This is a genomic window from Legionella pneumophila subsp. pascullei (assembly GCF_900637585.1).
GTDB classification, from domain to species: Bacteria; Pseudomonadota; Gammaproteobacteria; order Legionellales; family Legionellaceae; genus Legionella; species Legionella pascullei.
The window spans coordinates 414,132-428,423 of the sequence record NZ_LR134380.1; the positions used below are offsets into that span (position 1 = coordinate 414,132).

Below are 14,292 nucleotides of genomic sequence, written 5' to 3' on the forward strand. Positions count from 1 at the left end.
ATATGTCTAGAGTAGCAAAGGCCCCAGTAGTTCATTCACCAAATGTTGAGGTAACATTTGTTGATGGAGTAATCACTGTAAAAGGCCCAAAAGGAATATTAACTCAGAAAATTAATAAATTGGTTAATATTCAACATAGTAAGGAATCTAATAAAATAGAGTTTTCACCTGCTTCTAATGATCCAATGGGATGGGCACAAGCTGGTACAGCTAGAGCCTTAGTGAGAAACATGGTTCATGGAGTTACAGAGGGATATACGGTCACGCTAGAGTTAGTTGGTGTAGGATATAGAGCTCAGTCTAAGGATAAATCAATTAGTTTATCATTAGGATATTCACACTCTATAGAATATGAGTTACCAAAGGGTGTAACAGTAGAAACTCCTAATAATACAACAATTCTACTAAAGGGCGTTGATAAGCAAGTTCTTGGACAAATAGCTTCTGAAATTAGAGCTTTTAGACCACCAGAGCCCTATAAAGGAAAGGGTGTTAAATATGCTGGAGAGCAAATTGCTCGAAAAGAAGCTAAGAAGAAATAAGGTGTTAACTATGAATAAGCAAAACGCACGACATAGACGTGGATTAAAAGCCAAAGCCTTAATACGTAAATCAGGCCGCTCAAGATTAGTTGTGTATCGAAGTGGTGTGCATATTTATTCTCAGATTGTTAAGTCAGATCAACTTGGCGATAAGGTATTGGTGGCATCCTCCTCTGTTGATAAAGAATTAAGATCCAGTTTGACTGGAAAAAATAAAGTTGAACAAGCCAGTTTAGTTGGTCAACTATTGGGTAAACGTGCTAAGGCAGCAGGTATTACTCAGGTTGCATTTGACCGAGCAGGTTATAAATATCATGGCCGAGTTAAAGCACTTGCTGAGAGTGCGCGCGAAGCCGGATTAGATTTTTAAGGAACGATTATGTCATTCGATGAATTACCCAAGTCAGATGGATACCAAGAGAAATTGGTATCGGTAACTCGTACGGCTAAAGTTGTAAAAGGTGGGCGAGTTTTTGGTTTTGCTGTTTTAGTAGTTGTAGGTGACGGAAAGGGTAAAGTTGGGTTTGGACGTGGAAAGGCGAGAGAAGTTCCAATAGCAATTCAAAAAGCTATGGATCAAGCCAAAAAGAATATGGTCTATATTCCACTTTCAGGCACTACAATATTCCACGAAATTACATGGAACTATGGTGCTTCCAAGATATTTATGAAGCCAGCAAGCGAAGGTACTGGAATTATTGCTGGTGGTGCTATGCGTGCCGTGTTGGAAGTGCTGGGTGTGCAAAATATTCTTGCAAAAAGCATTGGTTCTACCAATCCAAGTAACATTGTCCGTGCCACTATTGGTGCATTGACACATATTGGTACGCCGGACTATGTAGCAGCCAAACGTGGAAAAACAGTTGAAGAAGTGATGGCAGGCTAATTATGGGAAAAAAAATTAAAATAACCTTGGTTAAAAGCACAATAGGTAGAAAACCAAAGCATGTTGCTATAGCCAAACAGCTGGGTTTAGGTAAAACAAATTCTAGTGTGGTGCATAGTGACACTCCTGCAATTCGTGGACTTGTAAGCGAAATTAATTACCTGTTGTTGGTTGAGGAGAGTGCATAATGAATTTAAATACACTATCGCCAGATCCAGGCTCTAGACCTACAAGAAGACGTGTGGGGAGAGGCATTGGTTCTGGATTGGGCAAGACATGTGGGAAAGGACATAAAGGTCAAAAATCGAGAGCAGGCGGTTACCACAAAATTAATTTCGAAGGTGGTCAAATGCCTATCCAAAGACGATTACCCAAGATGGGGTTTAAGTCTAGAGTAGGTCGAACCATAGATGAAGTGAGTTTGGGTGAACTTGCAAAATTGAATGACGAAGTAATTGATTTACTCGCTTTACGCAAAGCAGGTTTAATTAATAACTCAATCAAAGATGTAAAAGTAATTTTATCTGGCGAGCTGACAGCAGCTATTAAGCTTAAGGGTTTAAGAGTCACAAAGGGAGCTCGTTCTGCTATTGAGAGTTTAGGCGGTAGTATAGAAGAGTGACTATGAAAAACCAAAAGCATAACGGTAGTAAGCCTCGTGGTGGATTAGCCGAACTAAAGTCAAGATTGATGTTTGTTGTTCTAGGCATATTAGTGTATAGGTTAGGTGCACATATACCTGTTCCAGGATTAGATCCTGCTAAATTAGCTAATTTTTTTAGCGAGCAACAAAATACCATATTTGGCTTGTTTAATATGTTTTCTGGTGGAGCTTTGTCTCGAGTGACAGTGTTTGCTATTGGTATTATGCCTTATATTTCAGCGTCAATTATTATCCAACTATTTTCTGTAGTTTCTCCTAAATTGGAGCAGCTAAAGAAAGAGGGTGAATCTGGTCGCAGGAAAATAAATCAATATACCAGGTATTTAACATTGCTATTGTCCATATTCCAGTCTATGGGAATGGCGAGATGGTTGGCCAGTCAGCAAATTGCGATGCAGCCGGATTTCTCATTCTACTTTACTGCTGTTGTAACTTTGGTTACAGGTACAATGTTTTTAATGTGGTTGGGTGAGCAAATTACAGAAAAAGGTGTTGGTAATGGAATTTCATTAATCATTTTTTCTGGAATTGTTTCTAGTATGCCAAATGCTATAGGCTCTGTACTTCAACAAGTTAAAGAAGGCCAGATGCAAGCCCTCACTTTGGTTGTAATTGCAGTAGTAGTTGTTGTAGTTACTGGTTTTGTTGTATTTATGGAGCGTGCTCAACGGCGAATACGTGTTAATTATGCACAGAGAACGCAAGGCAGGAAGGTATATGCAGCACAAACAAGTCATTTACCATTAAAAATAAATATGTCAGGTGTAATACCACCAATATTTGCATCGAGTATTATTTTATTACCAGCAACCTTAGCGCAATTTTTTTCGCAAACTAAAGGGCTGGGATGGTTATCTGATGTGGGAATGGCACTATCACCAGGTCAACCCTTGTATTTGATAGTGTATGCTGCAGCTATTTTGTTCTTTGCATTCTTTTATGCTGCCTTAGTATTTAATCCTAAGGATACAGCAGATAATTTGAAAAAATCAGGTGCATATATTCCTGGAATTCGGCCAGGAGAACAAACAACTAAGTATATAGATTCAGTTATGACTCGTTTAACTTTGGTTGGAGCTATTTACTTAGTATTGGTATGTTTGTTACCACAAATTCTAATGTATACATGGCATGTTCCATTTTATTTTGGTGGTACTTCGTTGCTGATTATAGTTGTTGTTATTATGGATTTTGTAGCGCAGGTACAAGCTCATTTAATGACCCAGCAATATGATTCTTTATTAAAAAAGGCGAATTTTAGAGGTACTAAGTTACCTGGTCTGCTATGATTTATCGGAGTTAGGAATGAAAGTAAGAGCATCAGTAAAGCGAATTTGTCGCAATTGTAAAATAATAAAAAGAAGTGGCACTATACGAGTAATTTGTAAGGATGCCCGTCATAAACAAAAGCAAGGTTAATATCTGCTTGATTTTATTTTATTAAAATAGTATCCTTCTGTCCCTTTCGACAGAACAAATAACGTTCGGAGAAACTAATGGCTCGTATTGCAGGAGTTAATATACCTGATCATAAACATGTGGTAATCGCTTTAACAGCAATTTATGGTATTGGTAAAACAACATCATTAAAGTTATGTAAAACAGTTGATATAGATCCTTCAGTTAAAGTTTCTCAATTGTCAGACGCTCAGCTGGAAGCATTGAGAACTGAAATTGCAAAAATTACTGTAGAGGGTGATCTTCGACGTGTTGTAACAATGAACATAAAAAGGTTAATGGACCTTGGTTGTTATAGAGGATTAAGGCACAGAAGAGGATTGCCGTTGCGCGGACAGCGTACGAAGACAAATGCTCGTACCAGAAAAGGCCGTAGAAAAGGCACTAGTAGTTGATTTTTCATGTAGGAAAATAAAAGATGGCAATAACAAAGTCAAAGCAGCAAAAAACACGAAAAAAGGTAAAACGTGTAGTGTCTGATGGCATAGTACACATACATGCATCTTTCAATAATACTATAGTTACCTTTACAGATAGACAAGGTAATGCATTATGTTGGGCAACTTCTGGTGGTTCTGGATTCAGAGGTTCTAGAAAAAGTACTCCTTATGCTGCGCAAGTTGCAACTGAGCGAGCTGCTGCTGTTGCTAAAGAATATGGTATGAAATCTGTTGCAGTATTTGTGCATGGTCCTGGTCCTGGTCGTGAATCTACTATTCGTGAATTAATAACCCAGGATTTTAAAATTGTTGAAATTACCGATGTTACTGGCATACCACATAATGGTTGTAAGCCACCTAAAAAACGTCGTGTGTAAGACTCAGGAGTAATTAATGGCTAGATATCTTGGTCCTAAATGTAAATTATCACGTCGTGAAGGTTGTGATTTATTACTTAAAAGTGGGGTTCGTGATCATAAATCCAAGTGTAAATCTGAAAAGTTACCTGGACAGCATGGTGATAAAAAACCTCGTTTAAATAGCTATGGAATTCAGCTTAGAGAGAAACAGAAGATTAGAAGACTTTATGGAATTCTTGAAAAGCAATTCAGTAATTATTATAAAAAGGCGGCTAGACAAAAGGGCTCAACTGGTGAAAATTTAATGGCTCTTTTGGAAAGACGTTTGGATAATGTTGTGTATCGTATGGGTTTTGCCAGCACGCGTGCTGAAGCTAGACAGCTTGTTGCACACAAGGCAATTCTTGTAAATGATAAAGTAGTTAACGTTCCTTCTTTTCTGGTTAATCCTGGGGATACTGTATCAGTTCGGCAAAAGGCTAAAAACCAAGGTCGTATTCAAGCTGCTTTAGCTTTATCTGAACAAAGAGCCCCCTGTGATTGGATTACTGTAGATATTGCTTCTTTTAAAGGCACATTTTCTACAGCTCCAACGTTAATGGACTTATCTTCAGACTACAACGTAAACCTTGTTGTAGAACTTTACTCTAAGTAAGCTCGGAGAGATAGCTGAATGTATACTGAAATCAATGAAATGTTGACGCCTAAGGTTCTTAAGGTACAGGCCGAGTCGCCCTATAAAGCTCGAATAGTTTTAGAACCTTTGGAGCGAGGTTTTGGTCACACCCTCGGCAATGCTTTGAGAAGAATCTTATTGTCATCTATGCCTGGTAGTGCCATTACTGAAGCTTCTATCGATGGTGTATTGCATGAATATAGTACTATTGAAGGGGTTCAAGAAGATGTAGTTGATTTGTTACTTAACCTAAAATCAGTTGCTATCAAATTGACTGTGGGAAATGAGGCACAGGTTACACTAAATAAAGAGGGACCATGTCAAGTTACAGCTGGAGATATTCAGCTGACTCATGGTCAGGAAATTATTAATCCTGAACTAGTTATTGCCAATCTCAATGAAAAGGGTAAATTGAATATGACCCTAAAAGTTGAAAGAGGAATTGGTTTTCATAATACCGATGCTTTTGTTCGCTATCATGATGATGAAATTGAGAAAAAAACTGTTGGAAAATTAAAGATTGATAACAGTTTTTCTCCTGTGAAGAAAGTGGCTTATTTTGTTGACAGTGCACGGGTTGAAAACAGGACTGATTTAGATAAACTTACAATTGAATTAGAAACTAACGGTACTATTGATGCTGAAGAAGCAATAAGAATATCTGCTAGTATACTACAAAGACAACTTCATGCCTTTGTTGATATGAAATTTGAAGAATCACGTGCTGACAATAAGGAACGTAATGATTTTGATCCTGTTTTATTACGTTCAGTGGATGATTTGGAGTTAACTGTTCGATCAGCTAATTGTTTGAAAGCTGAAAATATTCATTACATAGGCGATTTGGTTCAAAGAACAGAAAGTGAATTATTAAAGACACCTAATCTTGGTAAGAAATCACTAACTGAAATTAAAGATGTTTTAGCATCTCGATCATTATCGCTGGGTATGAAACTTGAGAATTGGCCGCCAGCAAACCTTGGCGAGTAATATTTAGGAGTCTTTGTTATGCGTCACCGTAATTCCGGCCGTAGTTTTAGCCGTACAAGTAGCCACCGTAAGGCCATGTTTTCTAACATGTGTTGTTCTTTGATTGAGCATGAGTTGATTAGAACAACTTTGCCCAAGGCAAAGGATTTACGTCGATATATAGAACCTTTGATTACTGTTAGTAAATCTGATTCAGTAGCATCACGTAGACGTGCTTTTAACATACTGCGCTCTAAATCAGCGGTAGGTAAATTATTTACTGATTTAGGTCCGCGTTTTGCAAAGCGACCTGGCGGGTATATCCGTATTATTAAATGTGGGTATAGGGACGGTGATAACGCCCCTATGGCTATAGTTGAATTAATGGACAGACCTGTTGCTAGTGATGATACAGAAGAGTAAATTATAGATTATATATACACTGTATATGTTGAGCCCGCATTAATGCGGGCTTTTATTTTAATCATTTAAAAAGGTATGTCATCATCTAATTCATCAAAAGCATCTTGTGCGGTAGATGCAGCGGATGCTGAGTGATTTTTTGCTGGGGCTTGTTGAGGAGAGGATGTCCCCTGAAATGAAGGCATGTCGTCGTAATTTGAGGCACTATTTCCTTTGCTATCGAGCATTTGAATATCAGATGCAATGATTTCAGTTGTATATCTATCTTGGCCCTGCTGATCTTGCCATTTTCTTGTTCTTAAGCTTCCTTCAACATAGAGCTTGGAACCTTTGCGAATATATTCACCGGCTATTTCACCCAGACGATTAAAACATACGACCCTATGCCATTCCGTTCTATCCTGCTTTTCACCAGTTGTTTTGTCCTTCCATGTTTCGCTGGTAGCAACTGAAAGTGTAGTAACAGCATTTCCGTTGGGTAAATAGCGTACCTCAGGATCAGAACCTACATTACCTACCAGTATAACTTTATTAATACCTCTTGCCATCGAAATGATCTCCTGTATGCGAAAGTTAGTTTGGCATTATACATAATTTAGAAGTTATTTCGTAGCGGCTCAATGAGAATGGGCTATTGGTTAATTTTATGATGAAGAATTTTTTCAGCGCTTCCGGTGAAATATTCTTGATTATCCACTCGAACATACAGTGTGTTTTCACCCTTGGACCAAATAACTTCCTTAATCCCCGGTACTTTTAAAAGCTGTTCAACTACTAATTTTGATTCTTCGTTTTTTGCAGTAAAAGGCAAAATTAAGGTAGAAAAGTAAACATTAGATTTCATGCTCAGTGAAACAATCAGCCATAGAAAGCCAAGGATCATGTTAAGTAAAAAAATAGCTTGGTTATCATGCCATTGATAAAGAATACCAGCTAAAGAGCCTCCAAAAAAAATTCCCAGAAATTGACTCGTTGAATAAATACCCATGGCAGTACCTTTACTACCAGGGGTTGCTTGTTTTGATACTAACGAGGGTAATGTTGCTTCAAGAACGTTGAAAGAAATGAAATACAAAAACATTAGGACACATAGCGAATACCAGTTTTTTGATGTCAGTACTAATAAACCCTGTGTGAGTGTCGTAAGCAGTACAGATACAACAAATACTGTCTTTAAACGTCTTTGTCTCTCTGAAATAATGATAAAGGGTATCATTAAAATAAATGAAAATACCATGAGCGGCAAGTAAAAGTGCCATTGCTGGTGCAATTGTCCATTTTCAATTTGATATTTTAAAAGCATGGGTATAGCGAAAAAAGTTGCTGTAAGAATAAAATGCTGACAAAAAATACCGAAATTGAGGCGTTGTAAATGTTGATCTGTCACTACAGGTTTAATTAGAGATAAGTTAGGTTCACTATCCGCATGAAACTGCTCTTTTGAAGGGTTAGGAATGATTAGATAAAGTATCATAATCCCTAGAACAGCTAAAACTGCCGTGAGATAGAATACCCCTGATAATCCATAGTAGTGGGTAAGAGCCGGACTAATTATCATTGCGAGGCTAAATGATGTTCCAATAGTTATCCCTATTACGGCCATTGCCTTTGTGCGTTGTTCATCAAGCGTTAAATCAGCAAGAAGAGCAATTAACACGCTACCGATGGCACCAGCACCCTGCAGTATTCTGGCAGCTATCATTCCGCCAATCGAATTGGTTATTGCTCCCAACAAACTTCCACCAGCGAACAGCAAAAGACCTATGGCAATCATAGGTTTTCTGCCTATTTTGTCTGAAAGCATGCCAAAAGGGATTTGTAGTAATCCTTGAGCCAATCCATAGCTACCCAAAGCCAAGCCAATTAGTGTGGGAGTAGCTCCTCTCAGGTGACTGGCATATAGAGTGAATACCGGGATAAGTAAAAACAATCCCAATAATCGAAAAGAGAATATTGCTGCTATAGGAAAAACAGTTTTGTTCCAAGAATACTTCATTCATTATAAGTATAAATTATACGGTGTGGAGATGGTACAAATTAAGTGCTTTGGAAACAAGATAAATTATGAAATTCCAATTGAAAGGCCCCTTATATTTCCATTGACAGCACAGCAGATTAACGGTAGTTTGGTGGGATTTTATACTATAGGGTATCGTATGAGTTCATTAGTTTTTTCAGGAAAGGTAGGATTGATAACGGGTGGGGCACGGGGAATAGGAAAAGCGACGGCATTAAAATTAGCGCACGCTGGCTGTGATATTGCTATTGTCTATTATAATAGTTCTGATGAGGCACAAAACCTGGTTAATGAAATAAGTGATCTGGGTAGAAAAGCAATTGCCTTACAAGCGAATGTAGCAGATTATCAATCTGTTAAAGAGATGTTCTCTCAATTCAGAGAGCACTTTAAGCACTTAAACTTTTTAGTGAGCAATGCAGCGAGCGGAGTATTAAAACCTGCTTTGAAGATGTCCACTAAACATTGGCGCTGGTGTTTGGAAACGAATGCTCTGGCTTTGAATCACCTGGTTACGGAAGGTCTTGATTTAATGCCCAAAAATAGTCGAGTTATTGCGTTATCCAGTTTAGGTGCATCAAGAGCAATTCCAAATTATGCTTTTATTGGTGCTTCTAAGGCAGCTCTGGAGGCCTTGGTTCGTTCGCTTAGTTTGGAACTGGCCACTCATGGTATTACAGTAAATACTGTTTCTGCCGGTGTAGTCGATACGGATGCCTTAAAACATTTTCCAAACAGAGAACAGTTGTTGGATGAATATCAGGCTCATGCTTTGGCTGACAGAGCTTTAACACCAGAAGATGTGGCTAATGCTATCTATTTGCTTTGTTTGCCTGAAGCAGCCATGATTAATGCCCATACTTTATATGTTGATGCAGGGTATAGTCAGGTTGGGTAGTAGATGATAAAAGTAATTTTTATGATATAATTTCAAGCTTTGCGAGCTTTGTTGGTTCAGAGGATAAAATATGAATGTAGCTGAAGTTTACCCTAAGGTCAGGGAAATTATTGCTGATGTATTAGTAATTGATGAAGAAGAAATTTCTTTAAACAGTAGTTTAATTGAGGATTTAGGTGCCGAATCTATCGATTTTCTTGATTTGGTTTTTCAATTGGAAAAAGAATTCAAGATTAAAATCCCCAGAGGTCAGTTGGAAAAAAATGCTCGTGGTGATTTGGCTGAAGACGAGTTTGAGAAAGGTGGTATTTTAACAGCATCAGGATTGCAGGCTTTAAAGAGTTATTTGAGTGAAGTCCCTGCAGATCGGTTTAAACAAAACATGAAAGTTAACGAAATTCCTATGTTGTTTACCGTAGAAACTTTTTGCAAGCTGGTTGTTTCAGCTATAGCCCAGCAGCAAGCAATGGAAACTGTAGCCTGATGAGGTTCTTATTTGTTGACCGGATTGTCCAATTATCCCCAGGAGAATGGATTAAGGGGATAAAGCATGTTACAGGGGATGATGCTTATTTAACCATTGATGATCAGGGAAGGCATTGTTTTATGCCTTCTTTGATTGGTGAAACATTGGGGCAATTAGCAGCATGGAATGTGGTGCAACATAATCAATTTACTTCAAGGCCAGTTGCTGGAGTAGTTTCGAGTGCTCGATTATATCGACCTGCTTATGTGGGTGAAACTATACTACTTGAATCAAATATTGATGCGCTGGATGAAAAAGCAGTTCAATACCATAGTATTGCTAAAGTAGGTAATGACATTATTTTTACTATAGATGGCGCATTGGGTCCCATGTTGCCTATGACTGATTTTATTAGCACAGAGGTTGTTATACAGCAATTTGCAGAAATTTATCGACCAGGTGATTGGTCTTCCATTGTGGACATCAATTTACCTGTTTTAAAAGAAGAAAGCTGCTTTAATTGTGGAGCTATTAATTCTTCCATGCAATTTGACAGAATCCTAGCTTGTGAACCAGGCATAAGCTTGATGGCTGAAAAAAGGATAACTCGTTCAGCATCTTATTTCCCGGATCATTTTCCTAATAAGCCTGTACTACCGATGACGGTACTACTCGAATGTAAATTGAATTTGGCGAAAGAGTTTATAGCTAGAGCAAAGTATGATAGACCCTATCAAATTAGTGAATTACGCAAAATTAAAATGAATGAATTTGTTCATCCCGGAGACGTGGTAGTTTGTCATGTCAAAGTAAAAGAACAAACGGATGATGAGTTAATACTGTCATATAGGTGTGAGGTTGATGGCAAGAGAGTCTGTGTTGTCGACATAGTGCTTATTCCAAAAGGTAAATGAAGTCATGAAACGACGTGTTGCTATTACAGGTCTAGGGGTTGTTTCACCTCTGGGGAATGATGTATCCACCACCTGGAACAATTTGATTGCCGGGCATTCTGGCATAGATAGTATCAAACAGTTTGATGCCAGTGCTTTTCCTACCTCTATTGCTGCTGAAGTAAAAAACTTCTCACCTGATACGCCTATTTCGGGAAAACATACTCGGTTTATCATGTCTTTTACTCATTTTGCCTTGGAGGCTGCACGTCAAGCATTTGAAGATGCTTCTGTATTTCCTACCAGGCAGACATCCGATAGATGGGGAATAGTAACTGGCAGTGGAATGATGACGGCCGAGTTCGAATACTTAATGCGTTTTCAACAAACTTGTGCAGCAAACGGTGAAATTGATTGGGGAAAGCTGCAATCCAATAGCAGAGATTTTTATAATTTGGTTGATTTTGGTAAAACTACTTCAAACTCTGGACTTTCCTTATTAATACAACAATATGGGATTACAGGTTATGCCTCTTCTGTCCATACCGCCTGTGCTTCAGGAGGCCAAGCATTGGGATTGGCAATGCAGGTGATTCGTAGAGGTGATGCAGATTTTATGTTGGCAGGTGGATTTGATTCCATGATTAACCCTTTGGGTTTATCGAGCTTTTGTCTTTTGGGTGCGTTATCAACTTATAATGAGACTCCGCAAACAGCAAGTCGCCCTTTTGATGCGACACGCAATGGTTTTGTCTTGGGTGAAGGTGCTGCTTTTTTGATTCTTGAGGAATGGAATAAAGCAAAATCTCGTGGGGCAAAAATCTATGCCGAATTGGCCGGAGAGGGAAATTCTTTGAGTTCCTACCGAATAACTGATTCACATCCCAATGGTGATGGCGCTATTCAAGCGATTAAACGTGCGTTGGAGGATGCTGGAGTGCAGCCACGAGATGTCGATTATATTAATGCGCACGGCACATCAACTAAAATGAATGATTTAAGTGAAACGAATGCAATCAAAGTGGTCTTTGGTGACAGGATCGCCCATTTGCCTGTTAGCTCTACCAAGAGTCAAACAGGGCATTTAATTGCAGCCGCTGGCGCACTAGAGGCGGTGTTGTCTGTTAAATCCATAGAGCAGGCGCAAATCCCTAAAACAGCGAATTTAAAAACGCCTGATCCTGAGTGTGATTTGGATTATGTTGTTGATGGTCCGCGTGAAAAATCATTAGGGGTAGTCTTATCTAATTCATTTGGTTTTGGAGGTTCTAATAGCTGCTTATTATTTAAGCATCCAGAATTCGAGGAGGCAAAATAAATGAGTCAGGCGAATAGAGTTTTTATTACTGGTCGCAGTGCTCTAACTGCCTCTGGTGGAACTGCTGATGAAACTTGGAATGCGATAATTTCAGGCCAATCTGGAATTGCTGAAATTAATTTTTGGGAATTATCTCAATGGTCGCATCGATTGGGGGGAGAGATAAAGGATTTTCAACCTTCCAGGATGTTGCCTGATAGAAAATTAATAAAAGTTATTTCCCGTCAGGATATCATGGGAATTAACGCTGCAGTGCAAGCGGTAGAGCATAGCCAAATGATTGCTTATAGAGATAGTCTTGCCGATGTTGAGTTATTTAATGAACAAACAGCTATTTATGTTGGTTCTCCAGGGAATAAGTACTTTCAACAATATGACTTTATACCTTTGTTGGCGAAAACCCATGGAGATATGCGTAGCTTTGCAAACCAGCTGTTTGATGAAGTGCATCCCATGTGGTTATTAAGGATTTTGCCTAATAATGTGCTTGCCTATACAGGCATTACCTATGGTTTTAAAGGTCCAAATCACAATGTTACGAATCATGCGGTAGGCGGTACACAAGCAATTTTAGAAGCGTATCATGCCATACGTAGTGGGCAGGCAGAACGCGCCGTTGTTGTTGCCTATGATATAGGTACAGAACCTCAGGGTTTATTTTATTATGAAAAATTGGGCGTGGTGAGTAATCGTCATTTAAAACCTTTTGATAAAGAGCATGACGGTACTATTCTTGCTGAAGGTGCTGCTGCTCTTGTATTGGAAAGTGAAGCTAGCGTCAAATCGAGGGCTGCGACTTGTTATGGCGAGATAGTCGGTGGTTTATCCGCTACTGAAGCAACCGGATTATTTTCTATTGAAACAGATGGGCAACATTTGGCTGCATTGATGGAGAGAACATTAAGTACATCAGGAATAAATTTTGAGGAAATAGGGATAATAGTAAGTCATGGGAACGGAAACAGTAAATCAGATGATAGTGAAGCCCAGGCTATCAAATCAGTATTCAAACAAGAAAAAATTCCTGCGACTGCTTTTAAATGGTCCATGGGGCATACTTTGTGTGCCTCTGGTGTATTGGATGCGGTGCTCACTACTTATGCCCTTGAAACCAAATGTGCTCCCGGGATCGCTAATTTTCAGCAAATTGCTCCAGCGTGTGAAGGTTTATCGGTAAGTCGTGAGCATAGAGAGATAACATCTAATTCCTATGCCATGATGATCAACAGAGGGTTTGCCAGTATGAATGTATGTTTGGTGATCAAAGCTTGTGAATAATTTAGCTCAGCAAATAGAAGCATTACCAATTACGCTGGCAGGTCGTTTTATTTATCGTTTTTTGCCATACAGGCGTCGATTAATTTTTTCTAATATTAGCCAAGTTTATAATGATCAATTAAATGAATCTCAAAAAAAACGCTTGGCAAAAGCGTATTACTCACATCTCGCAAAATCTTTAAAAGAAGCACTGCAGTTACGATTCATGAGTGAAAAAAAATTACAAGCTCAGGTTGAAGTGCTTGGCCATGAAAAAATGTTGGCTGTTGTTGCACAGAAAAAAGGAGTTTTAGTCGTTACCGGCCATTTTGGAAATTGGGAGTTTGCGCCTTTGGGAGGTGTATTAAACTTCAAGGAATTCAAAGGACAGTTTCATTTTATCAGGCGTACTTTGCGATTTAAGTTCATAGAACGCATTATGTTCAAAAACTACTATCAAGCTGGCCTACATGTTATTCCTAAAAAAAATTCTCTGGAACAGGTGTGTGTTGCGCTAGAACAAAATCATGCCGTAATCTTCGTATTGGATCAGCATGCATCTCTAGTGAATCGAGATGGGATAGCAGTTGAGTTTTTTGGAAAAAAAGCGGGTACCTACAGAAGTTTGGCAACGATATCTCGTCATACTGGCATTCCAGTTATACCAGCAGCCAGTTATAGATTACCCAATGGAAAGCATGTTTTGGAGTTTCATGATCCTATTCCCTGGAAAGATTATGAAACCACACAAGAATCGTTATATCGGAATACCTTGGCGTATAATCAGGCTTTAGAAAAGATTATTTTGGCGCATCCAGAGCAGTGGAATTGGATGCACAAGCGCTGGAAGCTTTCTTAAATGAAAGGGCTCTCTACAGTTCACCCTTAGAATAAACTCTTATGAACAGCGCTCATGCTTTTTGATTTACACTTGCTTTTCTTACAGAGATGCTTTCTCTAAACCGCTCTACCATGAGGAAGATGTTTGTATACTGGAATTACTTCTTATGGAGAGGTTCTGTCAAA

General features: G+C 38.7%; 20 protein-coding genes. 18 read left to right on the forward strand and 2 right to left on the reverse strand.

What is annotated here, in order from left to right:
• Nucleotides 1–2: 2 nt before the first annotated feature.
• The 12 genes from rplF (at nt 3) to rplQ (ending at nt 6,417) form a co-directional block, all read left to right on the forward strand.
• On the forward strand, nt 3–542 hold the full coding sequence (gene rplF, locus EL201_RS01830; RefSeq protein ID WP_027223426.1) for a 50S ribosomal protein L6: 540 nt from the start codon (nt 3–5) through the stop codon (nt 540–542).
• 10 nt (nt 543–552) lie between these two features.
• On the forward strand, nt 553–912 hold the full coding sequence (gene rplR, locus EL201_RS01835) for a 50S ribosomal protein L18 (protein WP_027223427.1): 360 nt from the start codon (nt 553–555) through the stop codon (nt 910–912).
• Nucleotides 913–921: 9 nt separating this feature from the next.
• The gene (gene rpsE / locus EL201_RS01840; RefSeq protein WP_027223428.1) at nt 922–1,428 is read left to right on the forward strand and encodes a 30S ribosomal protein S5; all 507 of its coding nucleotides are present in this window, start codon (nt 922–924) and stop codon (nt 1,426–1,428) included.
• A gap of 2 nt (nt 1,429–1,430) precedes the next feature.
• A complete protein-coding gene (rpmD, locus tag EL201_RS01845; RefSeq protein ID WP_027223429.1) occupies nt 1,431–1,616 on the forward strand; it encodes a 50S ribosomal protein L30 in 186 nt (61 codons plus the stop codon).
• Nucleotides 1,616–2,050 carry a 50S ribosomal protein L15 gene (rplO, locus tag EL201_RS01850; protein WP_027223430.1) on the forward strand — a complete coding sequence of 145 codons (435 nt, stop codon included), beginning with the start codon at nt 1,616–1,618 and terminating at the stop codon, nt 2,048–2,050. The genes rpmD and rplO overlap by 1 nt, the downstream gene beginning before the upstream one ends.
• 2 nt (nt 2,051–2,052) lie before the next feature.
• On the forward strand, nt 2,053–3,381 hold the full coding sequence (secY, locus tag EL201_RS01855) for a preprotein translocase subunit SecY (RefSeq protein ID WP_027223431.1): 1,329 nt from the start codon (nt 2,053–2,055) through the stop codon (nt 3,379–3,381).
• Between the two features lie 16 nt (nt 3,382–3,397).
• Nucleotides 3,398–3,511, forward strand: coding sequence for a 50S ribosomal protein L36 (gene rpmJ / locus EL201_RS01860; RefSeq protein WP_010946099.1), 114 nt, complete (start codon nt 3,398–3,400; stop codon nt 3,509–3,511).
• Between the two features lie 77 nt (nt 3,512–3,588).
• Entirely contained in the window at nt 3,589–3,945 is a 357-nt protein-coding gene (gene rpsM / locus EL201_RS01865; protein WP_027223432.1) for a 30S ribosomal protein S13, read from the forward strand.
• A gap of 23 nt (nt 3,946–3,968) precedes the next feature.
• Nucleotides 3,969–4,367, forward strand: coding sequence for a 30S ribosomal protein S11 (gene rpsK, locus EL201_RS01870; RefSeq protein WP_010946101.1), 399 nt, complete (start codon nt 3,969–3,971; stop codon nt 4,365–4,367).
• Between the two features lie 16 nt (nt 4,368–4,383).
• Entirely contained in the window at nt 4,384–5,004 is a 621-nt protein-coding gene (rpsD, locus tag EL201_RS01875; protein WP_027223433.1) for a 30S ribosomal protein S4, read from the forward strand.
• Between the two features lie 18 nt (nt 5,005–5,022).
• Nucleotides 5,023–6,015 carry a DNA-directed RNA polymerase subunit alpha gene (locus EL201_RS01880; RefSeq protein ID WP_027223434.1) on the forward strand — a complete coding sequence of 331 codons (993 nt, stop codon included), beginning with the start codon at nt 5,023–5,025 and terminating at the stop codon, nt 6,013–6,015.
• An 18-nt stretch (nt 6,016–6,033) separates the two neighbouring features.
• The gene (rplQ, locus tag EL201_RS01885; RefSeq protein ID WP_027223435.1) at nt 6,034–6,417 is read left to right on the forward strand and encodes a 50S ribosomal protein L17; all 384 of its coding nucleotides are present in this window, start codon (nt 6,034–6,036) and stop codon (nt 6,415–6,417) included.
• Between the two features lie 65 nt (nt 6,418–6,482).
• Here rplQ and ssb read toward each other — a convergent pair whose 3' ends face one another.
• On the reverse strand, nt 6,483–6,965 hold the full coding sequence (gene ssb, locus EL201_RS01890; protein WP_027223436.1) for a single-stranded DNA-binding protein: 483 nt from the start codon (nt 6,963–6,965) through the stop codon (nt 6,483–6,485).
• A gap of 83 nt (nt 6,966–7,048) precedes the next feature.
• Entirely contained in the window at nt 7,049–8,413 is a 1,365-nt protein-coding gene (locus EL201_RS01895; RefSeq protein WP_027223437.1) for an MFS transporter, read from the reverse strand.
• A 160-nt stretch (nt 8,414–8,573) separates the two neighbouring features.
• Here EL201_RS01895 and fabL point away from each other — a divergent pair, with 160 nt between their 5' ends.
• From fabL to EL201_RS01925, 6 genes are all read left to right on the forward strand, one after another.
• On the forward strand, nt 8,574–9,332 hold the full coding sequence (fabL, locus tag EL201_RS01900; protein WP_027223438.1) for an enoyl-[acyl-carrier-protein] reductase FabL: 759 nt from the start codon (nt 8,574–8,576) through the stop codon (nt 9,330–9,332).
• 70 nt (nt 9,333–9,402) lie between these two features.
• Nucleotides 9,403–9,816 carry an acyl carrier protein gene (locus EL201_RS01905; protein WP_027223439.1) on the forward strand — a complete coding sequence of 138 codons (414 nt, stop codon included), beginning with the start codon at nt 9,403–9,405 and terminating at the stop codon, nt 9,814–9,816.
• Nucleotides 9,816–10,712, forward strand: a complete 897-nt coding sequence (locus tag EL201_RS01910; RefSeq protein WP_027223440.1) for a 3-hydroxyacyl-ACP dehydratase FabZ family protein — start codon at nt 9,816–9,818, stop codon at nt 10,710–10,712. Before EL201_RS01905 ends, EL201_RS01910 begins: the two co-directional genes overlap by 1 nt.
• 4 nt (nt 10,713–10,716) lie before the next feature.
• Complete coding sequence (locus tag EL201_RS01915; protein ID WP_027223441.1) at nt 10,717–12,009, forward strand: beta-ketoacyl-[acyl-carrier-protein] synthase family protein; 1,293 nt, start codon at nt 10,717–10,719, stop codon at nt 12,007–12,009.
• The gene (locus EL201_RS01920; protein ID WP_027223442.1) at nt 12,010–13,287 is read left to right on the forward strand and encodes a beta-ketoacyl-[acyl-carrier-protein] synthase family protein; all 1,278 of its coding nucleotides are present in this window, start codon (nt 12,010–12,012) and stop codon (nt 13,285–13,287) included.
• Nucleotides 13,280–14,125 (forward strand): lysophospholipid acyltransferase family protein, encoded by an 846-nt coding sequence (locus EL201_RS01925; RefSeq protein WP_027223443.1) that lies wholly within the window; start codon nt 13,280–13,282, stop codon nt 14,123–14,125. Before EL201_RS01920 ends, EL201_RS01925 begins: the two co-directional genes overlap by 8 nt.
• Nucleotides 14,126–14,292 lie beyond the last annotated feature (167 nt).

What these genes read in the sequence shown, in the direction of transcription:
- rplF (WP_027223426.1), top strand. Translation starts at nt 3, where the DNA reads ATGTCTAGAGTAGCAAAGGCCCCAGTAGTTCATTCACCAAATGTTGAG.
- rplR (WP_027223427.1), top strand. Translation starts at nt 553, where the DNA reads ATGAATAAGCAAAACGCACGACATAGACGTGGATTAAAAGCCAAAGCC.
- rpsE (WP_027223428.1), top strand. Translation starts at nt 922, where the DNA reads ATGTCATTCGATGAATTACCCAAGTCAGATGGATACCAAGAGAAATTG.
- rpmD (WP_027223429.1), top strand. Translation starts at nt 1,431, where the DNA reads ATGGGAAAAAAAATTAAAATAACCTTGGTTAAAAGCACAATAGGTAGA.
- rplO (WP_027223430.1), top strand. Translation starts at nt 1,616, where the DNA reads ATGAATTTAAATACACTATCGCCAGATCCAGGCTCTAGACCTACAAGA.
- secY (WP_027223431.1), top strand. Translation starts at nt 2,053, where the DNA reads ATGAAAAACCAAAAGCATAACGGTAGTAAGCCTCGTGGTGGATTAGCC.
- rpmJ (WP_010946099.1), top strand. Translation starts at nt 3,398, where the DNA reads ATGAAAGTAAGAGCATCAGTAAAGCGAATTTGTCGCAATTGTAAAATA.
- rpsM (WP_027223432.1), top strand. Translation starts at nt 3,589, where the DNA reads ATGGCTCGTATTGCAGGAGTTAATATACCTGATCATAAACATGTGGTA.
- rpsK (WP_010946101.1), top strand. Translation starts at nt 3,969, where the DNA reads ATGGCAATAACAAAGTCAAAGCAGCAAAAAACACGAAAAAAGGTAAAA.
- rpsD (WP_027223433.1), top strand. Translation starts at nt 4,384, where the DNA reads ATGGCTAGATATCTTGGTCCTAAATGTAAATTATCACGTCGTGAAGGT.
- EL201_RS01880 (WP_027223434.1), top strand. Translation starts at nt 5,023, where the DNA reads ATGTATACTGAAATCAATGAAATGTTGACGCCTAAGGTTCTTAAGGTA.
- rplQ (WP_027223435.1), top strand. Translation starts at nt 6,034, where the DNA reads ATGCGTCACCGTAATTCCGGCCGTAGTTTTAGCCGTACAAGTAGCCAC.
- ssb (WP_027223436.1), bottom strand. Translation starts at nt 6,965, where the DNA reads ATGGCAAGAGGTATTAATAAAGTTATACTGGTAGGTAATGTAGGTTCT.
- EL201_RS01895 (WP_027223437.1), bottom strand. Translation starts at nt 8,413, where the DNA reads ATGAAGTATTCTTGGAACAAAACTGTTTTTCCTATAGCAGCAATATTC.
- fabL (WP_027223438.1), top strand. Translation starts at nt 8,574, where the DNA reads ATGAGTTCATTAGTTTTTTCAGGAAAGGTAGGATTGATAACGGGTGGG.
- EL201_RS01905 (WP_027223439.1), top strand. Translation starts at nt 9,403, where the DNA reads ATGAATGTAGCTGAAGTTTACCCTAAGGTCAGGGAAATTATTGCTGAT.
- EL201_RS01910 (WP_027223440.1), top strand. Translation starts at nt 9,816, where the DNA reads ATGAGGTTCTTATTTGTTGACCGGATTGTCCAATTATCCCCAGGAGAA.
- EL201_RS01915 (WP_027223441.1), top strand. Translation starts at nt 10,717, where the DNA reads ATGAAACGACGTGTTGCTATTACAGGTCTAGGGGTTGTTTCACCTCTG.
- EL201_RS01920 (WP_027223442.1), top strand. Translation starts at nt 12,010, where the DNA reads ATGAGTCAGGCGAATAGAGTTTTTATTACTGGTCGCAGTGCTCTAACT.